The organism is Solidesulfovibrio carbinolicus (assembly GCF_004135975.1).
GTDB lineage: Bacteria > Desulfobacterota > Desulfovibrionia > Desulfovibrionales > Desulfovibrionaceae > Solidesulfovibrio > Solidesulfovibrio carbinolicus.
This window is the reverse complement of the sequence record NZ_CP026538.1, coordinates 680,478-698,659: the sequence shown is the minus strand read 5'-3', so window position 1 is coordinate 698,659 and position 18,182 is coordinate 680,478. Positions and strand designations below refer to the sequence as shown.

Annotated in this window: 15 protein-coding genes; 6 read left to right on the top strand and 9 right to left on the bottom strand. The window is 68.0% G+C overall.

The window, feature by feature from the left end:
* Positions 1 to 40: 40 nt before the first annotated feature.
* The 4 genes from C3Y92_RS03155 to C3Y92_RS03140 form a co-directional block, all read right to left on the bottom strand.
* On the bottom strand, positions 41 to 1,210 hold the full coding sequence (locus C3Y92_RS03155; RefSeq protein WP_129349418.1) for an ABC transporter substrate-binding protein: 1,170 nt from the start codon (positions 1,208 to 1,210) through the stop codon (positions 41 to 43).
* Between the two features lie 127 nt (positions 1,211 to 1,337).
* Positions 1,338 to 2,243: a branched-chain amino acid ABC transporter permease gene (locus C3Y92_RS03150; protein ID WP_129349416.1), complete on the bottom strand. Its 906-nt coding sequence runs from the start codon at positions 2,241 to 2,243 to the stop codon at positions 1,338 to 1,340.
* A gap of 4 nt (positions 2,244 to 2,247) precedes the next feature.
* Positions 2,248 to 3,114: a branched-chain amino acid ABC transporter permease gene (locus C3Y92_RS03145; RefSeq protein ID WP_129349414.1), complete on the bottom strand. Its 867-nt coding sequence runs from the start codon at positions 3,112 to 3,114 to the stop codon at positions 2,248 to 2,250.
* Between the two features lie 89 nt (positions 3,115 to 3,203).
* Positions 3,204 to 4,871: an FG-GAP repeat domain-containing protein gene (locus C3Y92_RS03140; RefSeq protein ID WP_129349412.1), complete on the bottom strand. Its 1,668-nt coding sequence runs from the start codon at positions 4,869 to 4,871 to the stop codon at positions 3,204 to 3,206.
* Positions 4,872 to 5,178: 307 nt separating this feature from the next.
* Between C3Y92_RS03140 and C3Y92_RS03135 the strand changes: the two genes are divergently transcribed.
* Positions 5,179 to 6,720, top strand: coding sequence for an alpha-L-arabinofuranosidase (locus tag C3Y92_RS03135; RefSeq protein WP_235669592.1), 1,542 nt, complete (start codon positions 5,179 to 5,181; stop codon positions 6,718 to 6,720).
* Between the two features lie 79 nt (positions 6,721 to 6,799).
* Here C3Y92_RS03135 and C3Y92_RS03130 read toward each other — a convergent pair whose 3' ends face one another.
* Positions 6,800 to 8,020, bottom strand: a complete 1,221-nt coding sequence (locus tag C3Y92_RS03130) for a methyltransferase domain-containing protein (RefSeq protein ID WP_129349408.1) — start codon at positions 8,018 to 8,020, stop codon at positions 6,800 to 6,802.
* 92 nt (positions 8,021 to 8,112) lie between these two features.
* On the opposite strand from C3Y92_RS03130, the gene C3Y92_RS03125 reads away from it, so the two are divergent.
* Positions 8,113 to 8,685: a hypothetical protein gene (locus tag C3Y92_RS03125; RefSeq protein ID WP_129349406.1), complete on the top strand. Its 573-nt coding sequence runs from the start codon at positions 8,113 to 8,115 to the stop codon at positions 8,683 to 8,685.
* Between the two features lie 102 nt (positions 8,686 to 8,787).
* A complete protein-coding gene (locus C3Y92_RS03120; RefSeq protein ID WP_006919412.1) occupies positions 8,788 to 9,096 on the top strand; it encodes a hypothetical protein in 309 nt (102 codons plus the stop codon).
* Between the two features lie 299 nt (positions 9,097 to 9,395).
* Here C3Y92_RS03120 and C3Y92_RS03115 read toward each other — a convergent pair whose 3' ends face one another.
* The 3 genes from C3Y92_RS03115 to rfbA form a co-directional block, all read right to left on the bottom strand.
* Positions 9,396 to 9,857, bottom strand: a complete 462-nt coding sequence (locus tag C3Y92_RS03115) for a hypothetical protein (protein ID WP_129349404.1) — start codon at positions 9,855 to 9,857, stop codon at positions 9,396 to 9,398.
* Between the two features lie 13 nt (positions 9,858 to 9,870).
* Positions 9,871 to 10,212 (bottom strand): DsrE family protein, encoded by a 342-nt coding sequence (locus tag C3Y92_RS03110; RefSeq protein WP_129349402.1) that lies wholly within the window; start codon positions 10,210 to 10,212, stop codon positions 9,871 to 9,873.
* A gap of 161 nt (positions 10,213 to 10,373) precedes the next feature.
* Positions 10,374 to 11,243: a glucose-1-phosphate thymidylyltransferase RfbA gene (rfbA, locus tag C3Y92_RS03105; RefSeq protein WP_129349400.1), complete on the bottom strand. Its 870-nt coding sequence runs from the start codon at positions 11,241 to 11,243 to the stop codon at positions 10,374 to 10,376.
* Between the two features lie 99 nt (positions 11,244 to 11,342).
* On the opposite strand from rfbA, the gene C3Y92_RS03100 reads away from it, so the two are divergent.
* Positions 11,343 to 12,131, top strand: coding sequence for a MogA/MoaB family molybdenum cofactor biosynthesis protein (locus C3Y92_RS03100; RefSeq protein ID WP_129349398.1), 789 nt, complete (start codon positions 11,343 to 11,345; stop codon positions 12,129 to 12,131).
* A 217-nt stretch (positions 12,132 to 12,348) separates the two neighbouring features.
* On the opposite strand, the gene C3Y92_RS03095 is transcribed toward C3Y92_RS03100, so the two are convergent.
* Positions 12,349 to 13,131, bottom strand: a complete 783-nt coding sequence (locus tag C3Y92_RS03095; RefSeq protein ID WP_129349396.1) for a tetratricopeptide repeat protein — start codon at positions 13,129 to 13,131, stop codon at positions 12,349 to 12,351.
* A gap of 301 nt (positions 13,132 to 13,432) precedes the next feature.
* On the opposite strand from C3Y92_RS03095, the gene C3Y92_RS03090 reads away from it, so the two are divergent.
* Together C3Y92_RS03090 and C3Y92_RS03085 are read left to right on the top strand one after the other, a co-directional pair.
* Positions 13,433 to 16,747 carry a PAS domain S-box protein gene (locus tag C3Y92_RS03090; RefSeq protein ID WP_235669591.1) on the top strand — a complete coding sequence of 1,105 codons (3,315 nt, stop codon included), beginning with the start codon at positions 13,433 to 13,435 and terminating at the stop codon, positions 16,745 to 16,747.
* Positions 16,744 to 18,036: a diguanylate cyclase gene (locus C3Y92_RS03085; protein WP_129349392.1), complete on the top strand. Its 1,293-nt coding sequence runs from the start codon at positions 16,744 to 16,746 to the stop codon at positions 18,034 to 18,036. Before C3Y92_RS03090 ends, C3Y92_RS03085 begins: the two co-directional genes overlap by 4 nt.
* The last annotated feature ends 146 nt before the right edge of the window (positions 18,037 to 18,182 follow it).

Below are 18,182 nucleotides of genomic sequence, written 5' to 3'. Positions count from 1 at the left end.
TTCCTCTCGCATCTTCACTCTTCGTCTTCTGCTCTTATCCCTAAGGCGCAAGCTTGTAGCGGTTGCTGTCCACGATGAGCATGACCATGGAGTCCGGCCCCAGGCCGTTATGGTCCTGGGAGGACATGGTGTAGACGCCGGAGACGCCGACCACGCGCTCAAGCTTTTCCAGGGCCGCCCGCAGCGCCTCGGGCTCGGCCTTGCCGGCCTTTTCCAGGCCGGCCCGCAGCAGGGTCAGGGCGTCGTAGGCGTAGCCCGAGTGGGTGTTGAGCGGGAACTTCTCCTGGATGCCGTTATCCTTGTAGGCCTTGATGAAGGCCTCGATGACGATTTTCTGCGGGTCTTCGTCGGGCAGGGATTCCGGGGCCATGAGCTTGGTGCCGGGCATGACCGTGCCGCCGGCGGCCTCGCCGGCCAGTTCCAGGTAGGTGGGGCCGGGCTGGCCGTGGCACTGCACCAGAAGCGGCCGTTCGCCAGGCAGGGCGGCGAAGTTCTTGGCGGCAATCGACCCCGCCGGTCCGATGGTCCAGACCACGGCGGCTTGCGGCTTGGCGGCTTGCAGCTTGAAGGCCTGGGCCGAGAAATCCGTGCCCTTGGGATCGAAGGTTTCCTCGGCGATGATCTCGATGCCGTATTTGGCGGCGTTGTCCTTGAGTTCCGTCAGGCCGTCCTGGCCGAAGGCGTCCTTGGAGCTTAACACCGCGATTTTCGAGATGTTCTTGCCCTTGAGGTAGTCATAAATTTTGGCCACGGCCGTGGCCGTGCGCTGGGGAGCCTTGAAGGTCCAGTCGTAGGGGCCGAACTTGCCGCCGGCCACCACGGCGTCGCCGCCCACGGTCATGATGACCGGGACGTGCTTTTCCTCGGTGTACTTTTTGACGGCCAAGCCTTCGCCCGTGGAGGTGGGGCCGATGATGGCCAGCACCTTGTCGCCCTCGACGAGTTGGCGGGCCTGGCGCAGGGCCACGTCCGGGGAGGATTCGGTGTCGTAGGCGACGAGCTTCACGGGCCGGCCGAGGATGCCGCCCATGTCGTTGATCTGTTTGACGGTCATTTCGGCCACGAGCTTGCTCGGGGTGCCGACCACGGCGGCCGGCCCGGATTGGGCGAAAAGTCCGCCGACAACGATGGGTTCGCCGGCGGGCGCGGCGGCGTGGACGGCCGCCGGGCAAAGGAGCAGGGCAGCGACGAGCAGGAGAAATTTGGCCATGGGGAAGCCTCCGGTGCGGTCTGGTCTGGTCGAGAGCGGCAGGGAATTTTTACCGCATCGGGGGCTGTTGTAAATGATTTTTCGGCAAGGTCTGGGCCGGCGGCCCTGTGGGGGGGGGCGAAAAAACTTAGCGCGAGGCGCGCCAGTAGCCGGCGAGCAGCGCCGCGCCCAAAAGCAGCCCGTTGACCAGGGTGCGGGCGTCGCCCAGGACCGACAGCCAGCTCATGGCTGTCTCCAGGACCAGGGCGGCCAGGATGGGCCGCAGGAGATTGCCCGGGCCGCCGATGACGAGAAACAGCAAGGCCTTGAGCGAGAGTTCCAGATGGTACTGCTCGGGGCTGATAAAGCCGGTGTAGTGGCCGTGGATCACCCCGGCGGCGGCCGACAGCCCTCCCCCCAGGCCGAATGACAGGGAGCGCACGGCCGAGCGGTCCACGCCCAGGCTTGACGCCGCCTGGGCATCGCCCCGGCAGGCGGCCAGGGCCCGGCCGAGCCGGCTGTCGCGCAGGGTCAGGAAGACGTAGGAACCCAGGGCCAGCAGGCCGGCGAAGCAAAAAAACGTGGCCTGGTCGCCGGAAAGAGCGCCCAAAAGCGGCAGGGTCAGACGGGCGTTGGCCATGTGGCCGGCCGAACCGCCGGTAACGCTTTCCAGGGTCAGCACGAGGTTGGTGAAAACCAGGGACACGCACAAGGTGGCCATGGCCAGGAAGCCTTCGCCCAGGCGTTCCATGGGGCGGCTTAACATGGCGGCCAAAAGGCCCGTGCCCAGCACCACGGCCGGGACGATAACCAGGGTCGCCTCGGGGAAGCGGTCGTGGAGCAGCACCGAGCCGAACGCCCCCAGGCCGGCGAAGGCGGCCTGGGCCAGGGAGATCTGGCCGCCAAGACCCAGGCAGAAATTGAGCGCCAGGACGTTGACCGCCAAAAACAGGTGCTGGTTGACGGCCAGGAGCTGGAACCCGGGCGTGACCAGGCCGACCACGGCCAGGGCGGCGAAAAACAGGCCAAGGGAGAGATTTCTGGGCACGGTCATGGCGTCAGGGGCGTTCGTCGTGTTCTCGCGGCGCGGCCACGAGGAGGATGGTGATAAGCACGTAAATGGCGGTTTCCTTGAATTCGCCCGAGACGGTCAGCACCATGGCCGCCTCGGCCAACCCCAGGGCAATGCCGCCGGCAAACACCCGGCCCAGGGAGGTGTAGCCGCCGATGGTGGCCGCGGCGAAGCCCTTGAGGCCAAGCCCCAGGCCCATGTCGTAGCGCAGCCCGGTCTGGGGCCCCACGGCCAGGGCGGCCAGGGAGGCCAACGCTCCGGCCAGGGCAAAGGACAGGGCATGGCAAAAGACCGTGTCCACGCCTTGGAGCCTGGCGGCCACGGCGCTTTGGGAAGTGGCCCGAAGCGCCCGGCCCAGGCGCGTGCGGCCCAGAAACAGCCCCAGCACGATCACGGCGGCCACGGCCAGGGTCAGGGCGGTGACAGTGTCGCGGCCGAGAAAAAACAGGCCCAGCCGCAGGTCGGGCAGAGGCAGCAGGCGCGGCGGCATGAGGGGATTTTTGCCCCAGCACAGGATGGCCACGCCCTGGAAGACGAGGCTTGCCGCCACGGTGAGCATGAGTTGGCGCAGGGGCGTGGCCCCCAGGGTCAGCCCCAGGGTGGTGGAGAAAAGCGTGCGTCCCAGGAGAAAGCCGGCCACGGCGGCGGCCAGGAGGGCGGCGGCCGGAGGCAGCTGCATGACGCCGGCCAGGCTCATGATGGTCAATCCGCCCAGGAGCAAAAGCTCTCCCTGGGCGAAGTTGATCAGCCGGCTGGCCGAAAAGATCAGCGAAAAGCCCAGGGCCATGACGCCGTAGACGGCCCCCAGGGCCAGTCCCGAATTGACGATCTGGGCCAGATACAAGGCGAGCAAGGCAACCTCGAAAACCAGGGGTGGACGAAAAAAAACGGGGGAACCGCCGCACAATGCGGTTCCCCCGTCGTGACGTCAAGTGGATAGGGCTATTCGCCGGCTTCCTTGTCGATGCCGAACTCACCCGGCTGGCTCATGCCCGAGGCGTCGAGCTTGTAGGCCAGCACGATGGTGCGACGGGCGTAGACGCCGGCCGCGCCCGGCCAGGTGTTGAGGCACACCACCATTTCCTTCTGGCCGTCGTTGTCGATGTCGGCCAGGGCGTAGCCCGTGACCGTGCCCTTGATGCGGCGGGTCTTCCACAGCAGGTTCATGCCCACGCCGTCCCAGTACAGGGCGTGGATTTCGCCCTGGGAGAAGGTGCGGAAGGTCTCGAAGAACTGGGCGGCCAGGGAGATGTTCTTGCTGACCAGCACTTCGTAGCGGTCGTCCTTGTCGAGGTTGGCCACGATCATGGGCAGCGGGATGTAGTAGTAGGTCCAGAGGTGGTCGGTCTTGGGCTTTTCCATGGGCGCCATGAGCGGGTCGTATTCCAGCCCGATGGCCGAGCCGCAGTACTGCTCCTCGGTGGCGGCGATGCGTTCGCCCTTGGCCGTGTAGACCACGATGCGGTCCTGGTCGTCGTTGATGAGGACCTTGTAGCCGCTTTTTTCCGGCAGATAGGCGAAGTTGAAGGGGTTGGCCTTGGTGGGCAGGGGCAGGCGGGTGGACAGCTGGGGCTGGCCGCCGGCGAAGATGACGTTATGCACGCCGGGAACGAACAGTTCCTTGGTTTCGCCCTTGGAGCCCACGAGCTGGCGGTTGAAGTCCGGGGCCACGGCGGCCACGTTGAGGTAGAGTTTGATGTCTTTGTAGAGTTCCGTCAGCTTGTTGCCTTCCAAGGACAGGATAAACGAGCGCGGTTCCTTGAAGTAGCTGGTGGAGACGATGATCTCGGCCTTGCCGTCGCCATTGATGTCCATGGCGCTGACGTTGAGCAGATTGAGGTTCGGCGAGGTCGCGTACTTGGCGATGGGCATGAGCTGGCGGTCTTTGTAGTTGAAGACCTCCACGGAATTCTGGGCCAGGATGGCCACTTCCTGCTGCCCGTCGCCGTTGAAGTCGGCGATGGCGATGCCGCGCGAGACCAGCGGCATGGACTGGCTGCGCCACACGCCGGCGGTTTCGGTGGGGCCGGCGTAGCGGAAGCTCGGGTTGAGATAGGCCTTCTGGCCGTCGGCCCCGGTCTGGTTGACCACGAAGTCCGAGTTGAGCTGGCTGCCTGGCGCGCCGCCCTGGGAGCCGGAGGCGGCCTGGGACGGGCGCTGGAAAATCTCGTTGTTGAGCGCTTGGGCCGTGCGCTCCATGGCCGGGATCAGGTCGGCGATCTTGGCGGACAGGGACTTGGGCCATTTCTTGCCGTCGCGCCCCACCACCATGATGTCCACGCTGGCCTGTTCGCCGGAGATGGTCACCGAGCCGTAAGCCAGAAAGTCCACGCCGAGTTCGGCGGCGGTCTTTTTCGCCTCGGCCTCCGAGGCCGGAGCCTTGGCCAGCTTGGCGCCGGCCTTGGCCTTGTCCATGGGGGCCAGATGGCCCGGCCAGTTCATCCGGGATTCGAGCATGCTCTGCACGCCCTGGCTCAGATACTGGTACTTCTCGGGGCCGTGCACCGTAAACGGAGCCACGGCAAAGGTCTTGACCTCAGCGGCCAGGGCAGTCGCCGACAGGCACGTCAAGGCCGCGACCAGCAGGACAAGGCGACGAAAAAGCGTCATAAGGTTTCCTCCAGGTCCGCTTGGGACCATGTTGTCCGGGGATGCGGCTGCGGCCGGGACAGGCCGGTACGCCGCGAGGCCTGCAATACTATCATGCCGCTGGCCTTGCAAGGGCTGGCGGCGCTGTTTCCCGGGTCCGGCTTCCGTGCAGTCGCCGCCGGCCGTCTTCGGTTACACCGCTAGGCGTCGTTGGCGAAGGCTTTTGGTTACATGGCTTGGAGCGTCACAAAAATGTCGCGCCAAGCCTCTTGCCTCGGGCCGCGTTGCGGGCTACCCCGGCGTCGCCCCCCGGAGGTTGCCCGTCCCTATGTCCTGTTTCCCGCCTTCCCTTGCCGCCTTTGCGCTCCTGACCCTGCTCCTTTTCGCCCCGGTTCCGACGCCGGCCGCCGACCTGCCGGCTCCGGCCGAGACCGTCACCGTGGCCGCCGACCAGACCCTGCGCACAACCGACCGCCGCCTGCTGGGCATCAATCTCGACTATTTCATCGACCACGACGCCAACCGCCCCCAGGGCGCGCGGCCCTTGGCCAAGGCCCTGGCCGATCTCGGCGTGGGCTCCCTGCGCTACCCCGGCGGAGCCAAGTCCGACGTCACCCTTTGGGCCGCGCCGCCCTACCGCAAACCCCACCCGACCCTGGCCCGCCTGGGGCCCGACGAATGGCCGGCCAGCGACCGCCGCGTCTACAACCTGGCCGAGCATCGCTTTACCACCACGCCGCTGGATTTCGACGCCTTCATGGCCCTTTGCCGCCAGACCGGAGCCGAACCCGTGGTGGTCATCCCCCACGACGCCATGTACAAGCCCCCCGCGCCCGGCTCCGTGGCCCCGGACATGGCCACGCTGCTGCAAAACGCCGTGTCGCTGGTGCGTTACGCCAACATCGAGCGCGGCTACGGCGTCAAATATTTCGAAATCGGCAATGAGTCCTATTTCTACGTCTATGACGGCGGTTCGCGGGCCAAGGACTACGCCCGGAACCTCAACCTGTTCGCCGCCGCCATGAAGGGCGTCGATCCCTCCATTCTCATCGGGGCCAACGGTCCGGTGGGGGCAAACGACGTCGGCAGCCTGGACAACATGATGGGCGACCCCACCGTCTGGTGGCAGGCCGTTTTTGCTCAGGCCGGCCAGAATATCGACTTCGTCTCGGTTCACGAATACCCCTGCTACGAATGGGGCGGCTACGATCCCTACCGCACCCAGGCCGCGCCCATGCTGGGAGTGGGGGAAATCGACAAGGCCGCCCGGGCCTGGGGGCCGCCCGGACTGGCCAACCGGCTGCGCTACCTGCTCACCGAAATCAACTCCGCCGACTGGTCCGGCCACCCGCAAAACCTCGGCTGGAAGCATGAAAATACCCTCGGCCACGCCCTGGTGCTCACCGACATGCTGGCCCAGGCCCTCAGCGACCCCCGGGTCGTCACCGCCCAGATATGGGCCACCCGCTGGCTGAACAACAATCAAGCCCCCGAACTCTGGGACGCCCTGGACAGCCGCAACAACCCCCTGCCCACCGGCACGGCCCTCAAGCTCCTGGCCGAGCGTCTGGGAACCCGCGTCGTGGCCGCAACCGACGCCCCGGGCGTTCGGGCCTTTGCCACCCGCGACGACAAACGCAAGACCCTCTCCGTCTTTCTTATCAATAAAGACACGGCCCGAACCGTCGCCGTGCGCGTCGCCGGAGCCAAGCCCGGCAAGGCCGCCGCCCACGCCGTGTGGAGCGGCGCAGGGCCGGACGACAAAGCGCCGCGCCTGGTCTGGCGCAACGCCGCGCCCGTGGCCGGCAACGAAGTGACCGTGGCCCTGCCGGCGGTGTCGTTGACGATTTTGACGGTGCCGGTGTCGTAGCGGGGAGCTTTGGTACGGGGTTTGACGGGGAGGAAGAGGCCTCCAGCGGCCGGAGGCATGTCCCTTCCCGCGCACGCCTCTAAGGCGCGACGCGCCGGGCCGTGACGGCGTAGAGCGGGTCGCTTTGCTGGTGCAGCGGCCAGAACCGGTCCCGGGCGTCGGCCGGGCGGGGCCAGCCGCGTTCGGCCAGGGTTTCGATCTCGCCGAAGCCCGGCGTGGCTTCGAGCAGCCCGGCCACGAAGCCCAGGCGCTCGAATTCGTGGAGTTCGCTCCACAGCCGCACGGCCTTTTGGGGGAACCAGCGGTTGGAGAAGCTGATGGCGAGCACGCCCCCCGGGGCCAGCACCCGGGCCGTCTCGGCCAATACGGCGGCCGGGGCGGCGAGATATTCCACGGACATGGCGCAGATGACGGCCGTGAAGGCGGCGTCGGGAAACGGCAGGGTCGGGTCGGCGTTGAGGTCGGCCACGACCCGTTCGGCCAGGGCCGGGTTGGCGGCGAGTTCCCCGGCGTTGAGCCCAAGACCGGTGACCGGCCCCAGGGGAAACTCCGGCGGCAGATGGGAGAGATGGGAGGCCATGAGGTCCAGGACCGCGGCGCCGGGCGAAAGGCGCGTGGCGTAGAGGGCGGCCAGGCGTTCCCGGGCCTTGGCGTCGATATGGGGAACCAGGCGCGGGGCGGCGTAAAAGGCCGTGTCCGCCCCTTCGTCGGGCCGCGACAGATCGCCGGGCTCGGCGACAAACCGCACGGCCTGTCCGGTGAGGCCCATTTCGATGCCCGGGCCGTCGAGGAGTTCTTCCAGCCAGACATGCAGCGAGCCGCCGGTTTCGCAGAGCTTTTCGCGCACGTCCAGGACCGTGGCCGTTAGCTGCGCCTCGATGCCGGCCAGGGGGTGGTTGCAGTCGCAGACCAGGGACGCCCCGTCGTCGGCGAGCAGGCGAAACGGGGTGCGGGTGGAGGGGTAGACCCCGGCCAGCCCTTCGAGCACGCCCTGGGGATAAAACCGGCCCGGGACCGGGGGCAGGCGGCGGCCGTCCACCGGACGCGGGGCGAAGCGGCGGCGCTCCAGGGTCAGCAGCTTGGCCGGGTCGCGGGCGGGCAGGTCGCGTCCGGGGACGAGGCTGACTTCGACGGACTGGCCGGTTGTCAGCCCCAGGAGGCGCTGGCCGAGGTCGGCCGGGAAGATGTCGCGCCAGAAGTTGGCTTTGCGCCCGAACTGTCGGACCGTGTGGCGACGGCCGGCGGCTTCGTAGCACAGTTCAAAGAGCAGGTCGGCGTTGCAGTCGCGGTCGATGCGCATGGGTTTTCTCCTTGCAATAGCCCGGAGATAGGCATGGGGGCGGGGCGCGGCAAGGGGTTGCGCCCCGGGCGGCCTTGGGCCATGTTGGGCAGATGCAAATACGCGCTTGGGGGATCGGCCGGCGGCTGGCCTGGGGTCTGTGTCTGGCGGCAAGCCTGGCCGGGGCGTCGCCGGCCCTGGCCGCTTCCCGCATGTCGGTTGGGCCGGCCCCCGGGCCGCGACCGGCCGCGTCCGGGGCGGGAGCGGCCGCCCAGCCATCGGCTCCGGCCCAGGACCCGGGCCGCGAGGTCATGCTGCAAACCATCGGCATGTTGGCCGGCCAGGGGCTGTGGCTTGGCCGCGAGGCCCTGGCCGGGCTGGCCGAGCGGGCGGAAAAGCGGCTCATTGATCGGGAACAGGCCGGGCGTGCCCTGGCCGACATGACCCGCTACATCGACGTGACCCTGGCCGTGTTCAAGGACCGGCTCATGGGACGGCTGGCCCCCGAGGAACGGCGCGACCTGACGCTGCTCATCGGCTACTACGAAACCTTCCGGGAAGCGGCCGCGTCCCTGGCCGCCTATCTCGGCGGCGAAGCCGGCGGCCGGGCGGCCTACGAGGCGGCCATGGAACGCCTTGGCGCGGCCCTCAATCAAATCAGCCTGGGCGGCCGGCCGGCTCCATAAGCCCGTAAATCGCCCATCTTGCCAAGGCCTCTGGAGTGTGCCACAAGCCAGATTCGGAGGCTTGGCCGCGTCTTGCGGCCTGCCCCAAGCCAGGAGATGGTTATGCGAAAACTGCTCTGTCTGTGCCTGCTGGCCGGCTTCATGGCCGCGGCCGTGGTCGCGGCGAGCGAGGCCGAGGCCCGCCCGCCCTGTCCGCCGGGCTACTTCTGGGACGGCCCCCGGGGCTGCATGCCCTACCCCGTGGCCGTGCCGCCCCCGCCGCCGCCGGGCTACTACCCCTACCCCTATCCGTACCCGTACGTGCCGGCCTGCCCGCCGGGCACCTACTGGCGCGGCGGGGCCTGCCGCCCCGTGCCGCCGCCGGCCCCGGGCATCCAGCTCAACCTGCCGCCCATCTACATCGGGCCTTAGGCTCGTGCCGGCGTCCTGCCAGGGACGCCGGCCCCAAGGGCTTTGCCCGAACGACGGCCGTCGGCTGTCCGCCTGTGTCGCGGACGGCCGGCGGCCGTTGCCGTTTGTAGACGTGGAGGGGGAGGAAAAGAGGGAATGCCGGCGGCCAGGGCTTTGCCCTGGACCCACCGGGGGGATGATCCCCCCGGACCCCTCGACGGGAGAAAGGGTTAAGGGGGGCGGCGGGGGCGTTATTGGCAGGGAAGCGGAAAACACTGTCGCTGCCCCTGGCGGGGACTGACCAGCGGCAAAGGGAACTGTCAGGGCGCATCGGCGGCGTCCGGCAGCTCGGCCAGCAGGCGGGTCAGGGGACGGGCGTCGCAGCACAGCTTGTGGACCGGCGGCGGCGGCAGGTCGGCGGCGGCTTGCTGCCGATCCGGGATGCCCGGGCGGCCGGTCAGGCGGCAGCCCAGGCCAAAGGGCGGCAGGTAGTCGAGCAGCTCGGGATGGTTCGCCGGGACGGCCAGACCGGCCAGCCGGGCGCAAGCCGGACAGGCGGTCGCCGGATCGTCCAGTTCCAGGATGAGCCAGCCGTCCGGGTCCCGGGCCAGGGCTTCCAGCAACGCGACGGCCCGGGCCTTTTGGGCCTCGAAAAAATCCATGAAGGCGTCGAGTTGGCCCTCGCCGGCCCCGGCTTCCTCGGCCAGATTCCACACGACCTGACCGCTGAGTTTGCTGAAGAGCTTGTGCTTTTGGAGCATCTGAGCGGGAGTGGCGTGCATGTCGAAGGGCCTTCTAAGGCTTGACGTAGGCAAATCCCTGGCGCTGCAGATCGACCAGCTCCACCACGCCGGCCGGCACGATGCGGCAGCAGGGGCACAGCTCGGCCGGGGCGATGCCGAAATGGGTCAGGGCGTTGTTGCACACCCGCACATCCAACCCTTGTTCGCAAAGCGCCGTCAGTTTGGCGCAGTTGTCGGCGTCCTTGACCATGAGCGTGATGGCCGGACCGTTGACCAGCAGCACGGCGGTGAACTGTTCATCAGCCAAGGCCTTGAGGTAATTGGCGATGTTGCTCAGCGCAATGTTCAGCTCGTCCTGACCCTTATCGAGATGAAACACGATGTCGTAGTGCATGGCGTCCTCGTTGCTCGCTGTCGCGCCGGCCAAAGCCTGGGCGCACGGGATGCGGCGCTAGTGTCGCGTCCACGAAAAGCGCATAAGGCATTTCGTAGGCAACGTAGCTAAACCATGATAGTTTCTAAAAATTACTCTCGCATTTCTTAAGGGACGCTACACTAGGCTTCGTGGATCATGTCCATCAAATACTGGCCGTAGTCGTTTTTGAGCATGTCCTTGGCCAGCCGTTCCACCTGGGCGGCGTCGATGTAGCCCATGCGGTAGGCGATCTCTTCCAGACAGGCCACCAGCACCCCCTGGCGTTCCTGGATGGCCTGGACAAAGCTTGAGGCGTGCAGCAGCGACTCGTGGGTGCCGGTGTCGAGCCAGGCGTAGCCGCGCCCCAAAAATTCCACCTTGAGCTTGCCCCGTTTCAGATAGACGTTGTTGAGATCGGTGATCTCCAACTCGCCCCGCGCCGAAGGCGTCAGGCCCTCGGCCACCGAAACCACGTCGTTGTCGTAGAAATACAACCCGGTCACGGCGTACTTCGACTTGGGCTCCTCGGGCTTTTCCTCGATGCTGATCACCTGCTTGTCGGCGCTGAATTCCACCACGCCGTAGCGCTTGGGGTCGCGCACCTTGTAGCCGAAAACCACGCCGCCCTCGGTGAGTTTGGCGCAGCGCTGCAGCACCGTGGCCAGGCCCTGGCCGTAGAAGATGTTGTCGCCAAGGACCAAACAGACCGAGTCGGAGCCGATGAATTCCTTGCCAAGCAAAAAAGCCTGGGCCAGCCCTTCGGGCTTGGGCTGCACCTTGTAGGAAAACGACATGCCAAGGCTCTGGCCGTCGCCAAGCATCTCCTTGAAACGCGGCAAATCCGTCGGCGTCGAGATGATGAGCACTTCCCGGATGCCGGCCAGCATCAGCACCGACAACGGGTAGTAGATCATGGGCTTGTCATAGATGGGCAAAAGCTGTTTGCTCACCACCCGGGTGATGGGGTAGAGCCGCGTGCCGGACCCGCCGGCCAAGATGATGCCTTTCATCCGGTTTCCTCGCTTGATAAGCCGTCCATGCCGGACGTATCGTTGCCACGCTTTTGACCCAACCACCCAAAAACCGCAAGGCCCGTAAAGGATGCCGCCATGGAAGCCTCCCTCCTCGTTGCCGCTCCCCTGCCCCTCGCCGCCGGCCAGCGCGTCGCCGTCCTTACCGCCGACAATGCGCTGTTCACCCCGCGCCTGGTCGCCGCCGGCCGTCTGCCGCGCCTGGCCGTGGGCATGACCCTGACCCCGCCGGCCGGACCGGCCCTCATGATCGTCGGCGTCGCCTCGGTCCCGGGGCAGGACGAAATCCCGGCCGGCCGGCTCTACACCGCCAAAGCCCTGGAAGCCGGCGTCCTCCCGGCCGGCCAAACCCCCTTTGCCGTCACGAAAAAGGGGCTGGCCCTGGCCTGGGTGACGCTCAGCGACAAGGGCAGCCAGGGGCTGCGGGCCGACGCCGCCGGCCCGGCCATCGCCGAAACCTGCGCCGCCTCCCTGCCCCTCGCCCTGGCCCAGGGGCATCTCATCCCCGACGAACCGGCCGAGCTGCGCGCCCTGCTCCTCGACCTGGCCGTCACCCAGGGCTTTGACCTGATCGTCACCACCGGCGGCACCGGGCTTTCGCCCCGGGACACCACCCCCGAAGCCACCCTGGGCGTCATTGAAAAACGCCTGCCCGGCTTCGAGACGGCCATGCTCCTGGCTTCCCTGGCCAAGACGCCCCACGCCATGCTCTCCCGGGCCACGGCCGGAACCGTGGGCCGGGCCATCGTGATAAACGTGCCGGGCTCGCCCAAGGCCGTGCGCGAAACCCTGGCCGCCGTCATGGCCGCCATCCCCCACGGCCTGGATAAACTGCGCGGCGACCCGTCGGACTGCGGCCAAGGGTGAGAAAAAAGAGGAAGAGGCCTCCGGCGGCCGGAGGCCTGAGGCCCCCGGACCCCCCACATAAAGACTAAGGTTAAAGGGGGATGGGCTGGGGCGGCGAGGGGCGGTCGTGGGTCGGGGCTTGCTGTTGGCGGGCTTGGTCAGGGCCGCCGTCTGGAGACCGCAGCCCCCAAATCCCGAAGAGAAAAATCCCCGGCCGGAGGTTCCGACCGGGGATTCGTTATTGCGGACTGGCCGGCGCGGCCGGAGCGGGCGAGGCGGCCGGGACCGGCGAGCTTGTTGCCTTCTTCGGCCCGGTCGGGGCCACGGGAACGGTTGGGGCTGGCTGCGGCCCGGTAGCGGCCGGCGCGTTGGCGTCCGGTTTTTTCGCCGCCGCCGCCGGGACCGCCGGCTTCTTCGGCGCGGTCCCAGGCGGCGGCACGGCCGGGCGCGCCGACTTGGCGCAGGCCGCCGCCGCCGCCCGGTATTCCTTGAAAGCGTCGCCGAAAGCCGGGTCCTTGACCATGGACAAGCGGTAATAATCCAGGGCCTGGGCGCACTGCCCGGCCTGCATGGCGATGTTGCCCAGATAATAGTAGGTCTGGGGATTGGCCGACTTGAGGTCGGCCGCCCTGCCCAGGGCTTCCCTGGCCTCGGGCCGGCGTCCCTGGCCGTAGCGCAGGATGCCCAGCGCCTCCAGGGGACGCGGATTGCCCGGCTCCAGGGACGACGCCTTGGCCAGGGCCGCTTCGGCCCGCTCGGGCTCGCCCTGTTTGGCCCGACAAAGCCCGAGCAGCAAAAACGTCTCCCCGGACTGGGGCAGCTCCCGGGTCAGGGCTTCCAGCTCCGGCAAGGCCCGGGCGCAATCCCCGGCCAGCACGGTCTGGCGGGCCGCGTCCAGGCGTTGGCCGGCTGTGGGCGCGGGCGCGAGCGGCGGCGGGCTTGGCTGTTTCTGACAGGCCGTCGCAAGCCCCAGGCACAGGGCCAGGCAGGCGACGGTCAGACGGCGGACGTGGCGCGACATGGCTAAACTCCCCTGCGGCGGCCCGCCCCCTGGCGTCCGCCCATTTCCTTGTGCATCAGGCCAATCCTCTGATGATATGCACCGGCCGTTAAACCTGTCAACTTTTCGTGGATTGACTGAAAAGGCCGCCTTGACGCCTATTTCCTACCAACGTAAACCATAAAAGATCGCATCAATCTCGGGAAGTTCAGTCTACGGAGCCAGCCAGCATGTCCAGGTCGTCGCAAAAGGACTCGCGCGGATGCGCTCCAGGTCCCCTGTACAGCCTTCGCCAACCCGTTGCCCAGGCGAGACGGCTTTCATGACCATGACGTCGCCACCGACCGCCTTGCCCCCCGAGCCGGCTTTTCCCCTGCGCGCCGATCTGCTGCTCCTGGCCGCCGTGCTGACCGTGCTGGCCGGCCTGGGCTGGGCAAACCGCCAACTGCTGACGGTGCTGGCCGACCTTTGCTGCGCCGTGGCCGGCATGGCCACGTTTCTGGTCATCTGGAACGCCCGGCGGCAGGTGGAGCAGGGATTTTTCCTGGTTCTCGGCATGGCCTTCCTGGCGGCGGCCGCCCTGGACGGCGCTCGCCTGGCCCTGGCCGCCATGCCGGAACTGTACCTGGGCGATTTCAGCGCCGGTTTGCACGCCGTAAGCCAGCTCACCCTGGCCGCCGGCCTGGCCGGCGGCGCCTGGCTCCCCCGGAAGCGGACGTTGTCCGTAGCGGCGGCCGGAGCCTGTCTGGCCGGGCTCACGGCCAGCCTGACCCTGGCGCTTTTGGCCTTGGGCTACCTCGACGCCTGGGGCCTGTCCAACGCCGCCGAAGCCGGCGGGCGCGAAGTCCTGGCCGCCTTCGCCCATGGGGTGGCGGCAGCGTTTTTTCTGACGGCCGGCGCGGGCATCTGGCGCGACCGCCAGGCCATGCCATCGACGCTGGCCTGGCTGTTGGCGGCGGCCATGACCGCCCTGGCCGCCGCCGGCGCGGCCGAGGCGCTGGGCGGGTGCGACCTCATGGCCGCCCGGCTGCTTCAGGTGCTGGGCTACGGCCTGGGTTGCCAGGCCATCGTGGTGGTCGGCATCAACCGGCCTTCCCAGCTCCTTTTCCAGGAGATCAACCGCCGCGAGCAGGAACTCACCGGCCGCATGGTGCGCCTTGGAGCCCAGGCCCGGGCGATTTTCGATCTCAGCGGCGCGCCTTCCCTGGAAAGCGGCCAATTCGAGCCCTTTGCCGCCGCCCTGCTCCGCCGGGCCATGGCCGTCCTGGGCATCTCCCGGGCCGGCATCTGGCGTTTCACCCCGGCCCACGACCGTCTCGTCTGCCAGATCGGCCAGGGCACGGCCCGGGCCGACGAAGGGCTGGAACTGGTGTGCGCCGCCTACCCGGACTATTTCGCGGCCGTGCTCCACGAGCGGGTCATCGTGGCCGACAATGCCGCCGTGGCCCCGCTGACCCGGGCCTTTCACCAGGGGTATCTCAAAAGCCGCGACATCGGCGCGCTGCTGGACGCGCCGTTTCGGTTCGCCGGCCGCACCACCGGGGTGTTGTGCCTGGAACATCTGAACCAGCCCCGCCGCTGGTCCGACGACGAAATTGCCTTTGCCGGCTCGCTCTCCGACATGCTGAGCCTGGCCCTGGAAAGCGCCGAACGCCGCCGGGCCGCCCGGGAACTGGCCGAAAGCGAACAGCGCCTGCGAACGCTGCTCGACGCCATGCCCGATCCGGTCTGCTTCAAGGACGCCGCCGGCCGCTGGATCGTGGCCAACCAGGCCCAGATCGAGGCCTACAGCCTGGCCGGGCTGGAGTGGCAGGGGCGCACAGACCAGGAATTGGCCGCGATTCCGGGCCTTGACCCCGACGTTTTTGCCACCGGGGCAGAAACCGACGCCCGGGCCTGGGCCAGCCGTTCGGTGACGGTCTACGGCTTTTCCATGGCCGCCGCGGCCGGCAACATGCGCCATTTCGACGTGACCAAGGCCCCGCTTTTTCACGTTGACGGCACGCCCCGGGGACTGGTCGCCCTGTCCCGGGACATCACCGCCTACCGCGACGCCCTGGCCCGGCTGCGCGAGACCAACGCCGAACTGGAAGCCATCTACAACGAAACCTCCGATGGCCTGATCATCGCCGACGCCGCCGCCCGGACCATGGTGCGGGTCAATGCCGCCGCCTGCCGCATGTTCGGCTACACCGCCCCGGAAATGGCCGGCCTGGAACCCTGCGCGCTGCATCCGCCAGAAGAGCGCGAGGCGGCCCGGCGGCGCTTTGCCGCCATCGCCGCCGGCAGCCGCCAGCTTCAGGAAAACGTCCCCTGCCTGCGACGCAGCGGCGAGGTCTTCCACGCCGACATCTCGGCCCAGCCCGTCACCTACGGCGGGCGCTCGGCCATCCTGGCCTTTTTCCGCGACATCTCCGAGCGCCGGGCCGGCGAGGAACGCCTGCGCCTGTCCGAAGACCGTTTTCGCAAAGTCTTCAACAGCACCTACGACGCCATCTTCCTCCACGATCAGGACGGGGCCGTCATCGACGTCAACGACAAGGCCCTGGAGCTTTTCGACCTGCGCCGCGACGAACTGCCGGCCCTTCGCATCGATCGCGACCTGTCCGCGCCGGAAATGCCCCAACCCTGGCTGACCGCCGCCTGGCGCGAGGCCCTGGCCGGGGCGGAACGCTTTTTCGAATGGAAGGCCAGGCGTCCCCACGACGACAGCCTCATCGACGTCGAGATCTACCTGCGCCGCATCCTGGTCGGGTCCGGCCACCAGATCCTGGCCAATATCCGCGACGTCACCGAGAGAAAGCGCGTCACCGCCGCCCTGGCCGCCCGCCAGGAGGAGATCTCGGCGCTCAACCGCGACCTGGCCCGGCGCGTGCGCGAGGAAACCGAGAAAAACCGGCAAAAGGACATCCTGCTCTTAAACCGCACCCGCCTGGCCGCCATGGGCGAAATGATCGGCAACATCGCCCACCAGTGGCGGCAACCCTTAAACGCCCTGAGCATCCTTTTGGCCAACCTGCGCTTCGAATACGAATCCGTGTGCCAGGACACCGCCGCCCTGGACGCCGCCCATCGCCAAGCCTACGACATCCTGCGCCGCATGTCGGCCACCATCGACGACTTCCGCAACTTCTTCAAACCCGCCCGGGATCCCGAACCATTCCGGGTGGTCGCGGCCATCAGCGACGCCTTGCTCCTTATCGACGCAAGCCTCGCCCAGCACGGCATCCAGGTCCGTTTCACCGCCCGACACGACCCGGTGGTCCACGGCCCGCGCGGCGAGTTCGCCCAGGTCATCCTCAATCTCCTGGGCAACGCCAAGGACGCCATCCTGGCCCGAAAGCCCGTCCGGGGACGCATCGACATCCGGGTCATGCAGCGCCTGGGCCGGGCCGTGGTGGCCGTGGCCGACAACGGCGGCGGCATTGCCTCGGACATTCTCGACCGGATCTTCGACCCTTATTACACCACCAAGGACAGCCAGGACGGCACCGGCCTTGGCCTGTACATGTCGCGCATCATCGTCGCCGACCACCTGGGCGGCGTGTTGACCGTGGACAACCGGACCGAAGGCGCCCGGTTCGTGGCCGCCCTGCCGCTCTCTCCCACCAGCCCCCGTTTCGGAGACGCCCCATGACCCAACGCAAGATTTTGCCTCAGGGCCTTCGCGGCCTGCGTTCCCTGCACATCCTCGTGGCGGAGGACGACCGGTTCGCCCGGGAGCAGCTGAGCCTTTTGCTGTCGCGCTTCGCCGGCCGCGTCACCACCGCCGCCGACGGCATGGAGGGCCTTGACGCCTTCAAATACGACCGCCCCGACATCGTCATCACCGACATCAACATGCCCCGGCTTTCCGGCCTGGACATGGCCCAGGCCATCAAGGCCATGGACCCGTCCGTGCCCGTCATCCTGGTCACGGCCCACAGCGACGCCCAATTCTTCCTGCGCTCCATCGATATCGGCATCGACGGCTACGTGATCAAACCCCTGGACGCCGACAGTCTGCTCACCCTGCTCGCCAAACAGGCCGCCGTCCTGCTCGAAGCCCGGGCCGCCGAGGCCCGGGCCGGCATGTTCCGCTTCATCCTGGACATCAACCCCAACTTCATCCTGACCCTTGGCGGCGAAAGCCTGGACTACGTCAACCGCACCTTCCTCGATTTCCTGGGCGCGACCGACCTGGCCGCCCTGCGCGGCGGCCGCCACGCCGGGCGCGTGCTGGAACTCGACGGCCGGGCCTTTGATCCGGCCGATCTGGCCTGGACCAAGCTCCTGGACCAGCGCGAAGGCCGCACCCACCAGGCCGTCTTCGCCCCGCCCCCGGCCAGCGGAGAGCGCGAACGCACGTTTCTGGTCTCGGCCGTGGGCTTCCCCGAACTCGACCGCACCATCATCACCTTCACCGACATCACGCCCCTGGCCGAGGAACGGCGCATCCTGCGCATCCGGGCGGCCACCGACGCGCTGACCGGCATCGCCAACCGGGCCGGCCTGGCCGAGGCCCTGGAGCGGGAATTCCACCGCAGCCAGCGCCACGGCGTGTCCTTAAGCATCATCATCTTCGACATCGACCACTTTAAAAACGTCAACGACGTCTACGGCCACCCGGCCGGCGACGCCGTGCTGGCCGAGCTGACCCGGCTTGTGGCGACCCACGTGCGCGACCACGACACCTTCGGCCGCTACGGCGGCGAGGAATTCCTCATCATCGCCCCAGGAACCGACGTCGCCGAAGCGGCCAAGCTGGCCGAGCGCCTACGCGGCGACGTGGCCCGCCATGGCTTTCCGGCCGTGGGGAGCCTGACCTGCAGCTTCGGCGTCGCCGTCGCCGGCCCGGACGACACGCCCGACAGCCTCGTCGCCCGGGCCGACACGGCCCTGTACGACGCCAAACAAAGCGGCCGCGACCGCGTCGTGGCACGCTAAAGAATACCCGCAAGCGCCTCCCCCTCCAGCCACGCCCGCCGCGCCTGCCTCACCCGCTTGTCGCCCCACCGCCCGCCACAGACGGCCAGGGGGTCCGGGGGGATTATCCCCCCGGCGGGTGCAGGGCAGCGTCCTGCCGGGTCGCG

Coding starts and splice junctions, on each gene's coding strand:
- C3Y92_RS03120 (WP_006919412.1), top strand. CDS start 8,788: ATGCGAAAACTGCTCTGTCTGTGCCTGCTGGCCGGCTTCATGGCCGCG.
- C3Y92_RS03140 (WP_129349412.1), bottom strand. CDS start 4,871: ATGACGCTTTTTCGTCGCCTTGTCCTGCTGGTCGCGGCCTTGACGTGC.
- C3Y92_RS03095 (WP_129349396.1), bottom strand. CDS start 13,131: ATGTCGCGCCACGTCCGCCGTCTGACCGTCGCCTGCCTGGCCCTGTGC.
- C3Y92_RS03085 (WP_129349392.1), top strand. CDS start 16,744: ATGACCCAACGCAAGATTTTGCCTCAGGGCCTTCGCGGCCTGCGTTCC.
- C3Y92_RS03130 (WP_129349408.1), bottom strand. CDS start 8,020: ATGCGCATCGACCGCGACTGCAACGCCGACCTGCTCTTTGAACTGTGC.
- C3Y92_RS03135 (WP_235669592.1), top strand. CDS start 5,179: ATGTCCTGTTTCCCGCCTTCCCTTGCCGCCTTTGCGCTCCTGACCCTG.
- C3Y92_RS03100 (WP_129349398.1), top strand. CDS start 11,343: ATGGAAGCCTCCCTCCTCGTTGCCGCTCCCCTGCCCCTCGCCGCCGGC.
- rfbA (WP_129349400.1), bottom strand. CDS start 11,243: ATGAAAGGCATCATCTTGGCCGGCGGGTCCGGCACGCGGCTCTACCCC.
- C3Y92_RS03150 (WP_129349416.1), bottom strand. CDS start 2,243: ATGACCGTGCCCAGAAATCTCTCCCTTGGCCTGTTTTTCGCCGCCCTG.
- C3Y92_RS03110 (WP_129349402.1), bottom strand. CDS start 10,212: ATGCACTACGACATCGTGTTTCATCTCGATAAGGGTCAGGACGAGCTG.
- C3Y92_RS03125 (WP_129349406.1), top strand. CDS start 8,113: ATGCAAATACGCGCTTGGGGGATCGGCCGGCGGCTGGCCTGGGGTCTG.
- C3Y92_RS03115 (WP_129349404.1), bottom strand. CDS start 9,857: ATGCACGCCACTCCCGCTCAGATGCTCCAAAAGCACAAGCTCTTCAGC.
- C3Y92_RS03090 (WP_235669591.1), top strand. CDS start 13,433: ATGACCATGACGTCGCCACCGACCGCCTTGCCCCCCGAGCCGGCTTTT.
- C3Y92_RS03155 (WP_129349418.1), bottom strand. CDS start 1,210: ATGGCCAAATTTCTCCTGCTCGTCGCTGCCCTGCTCCTTTGCCCGGCG.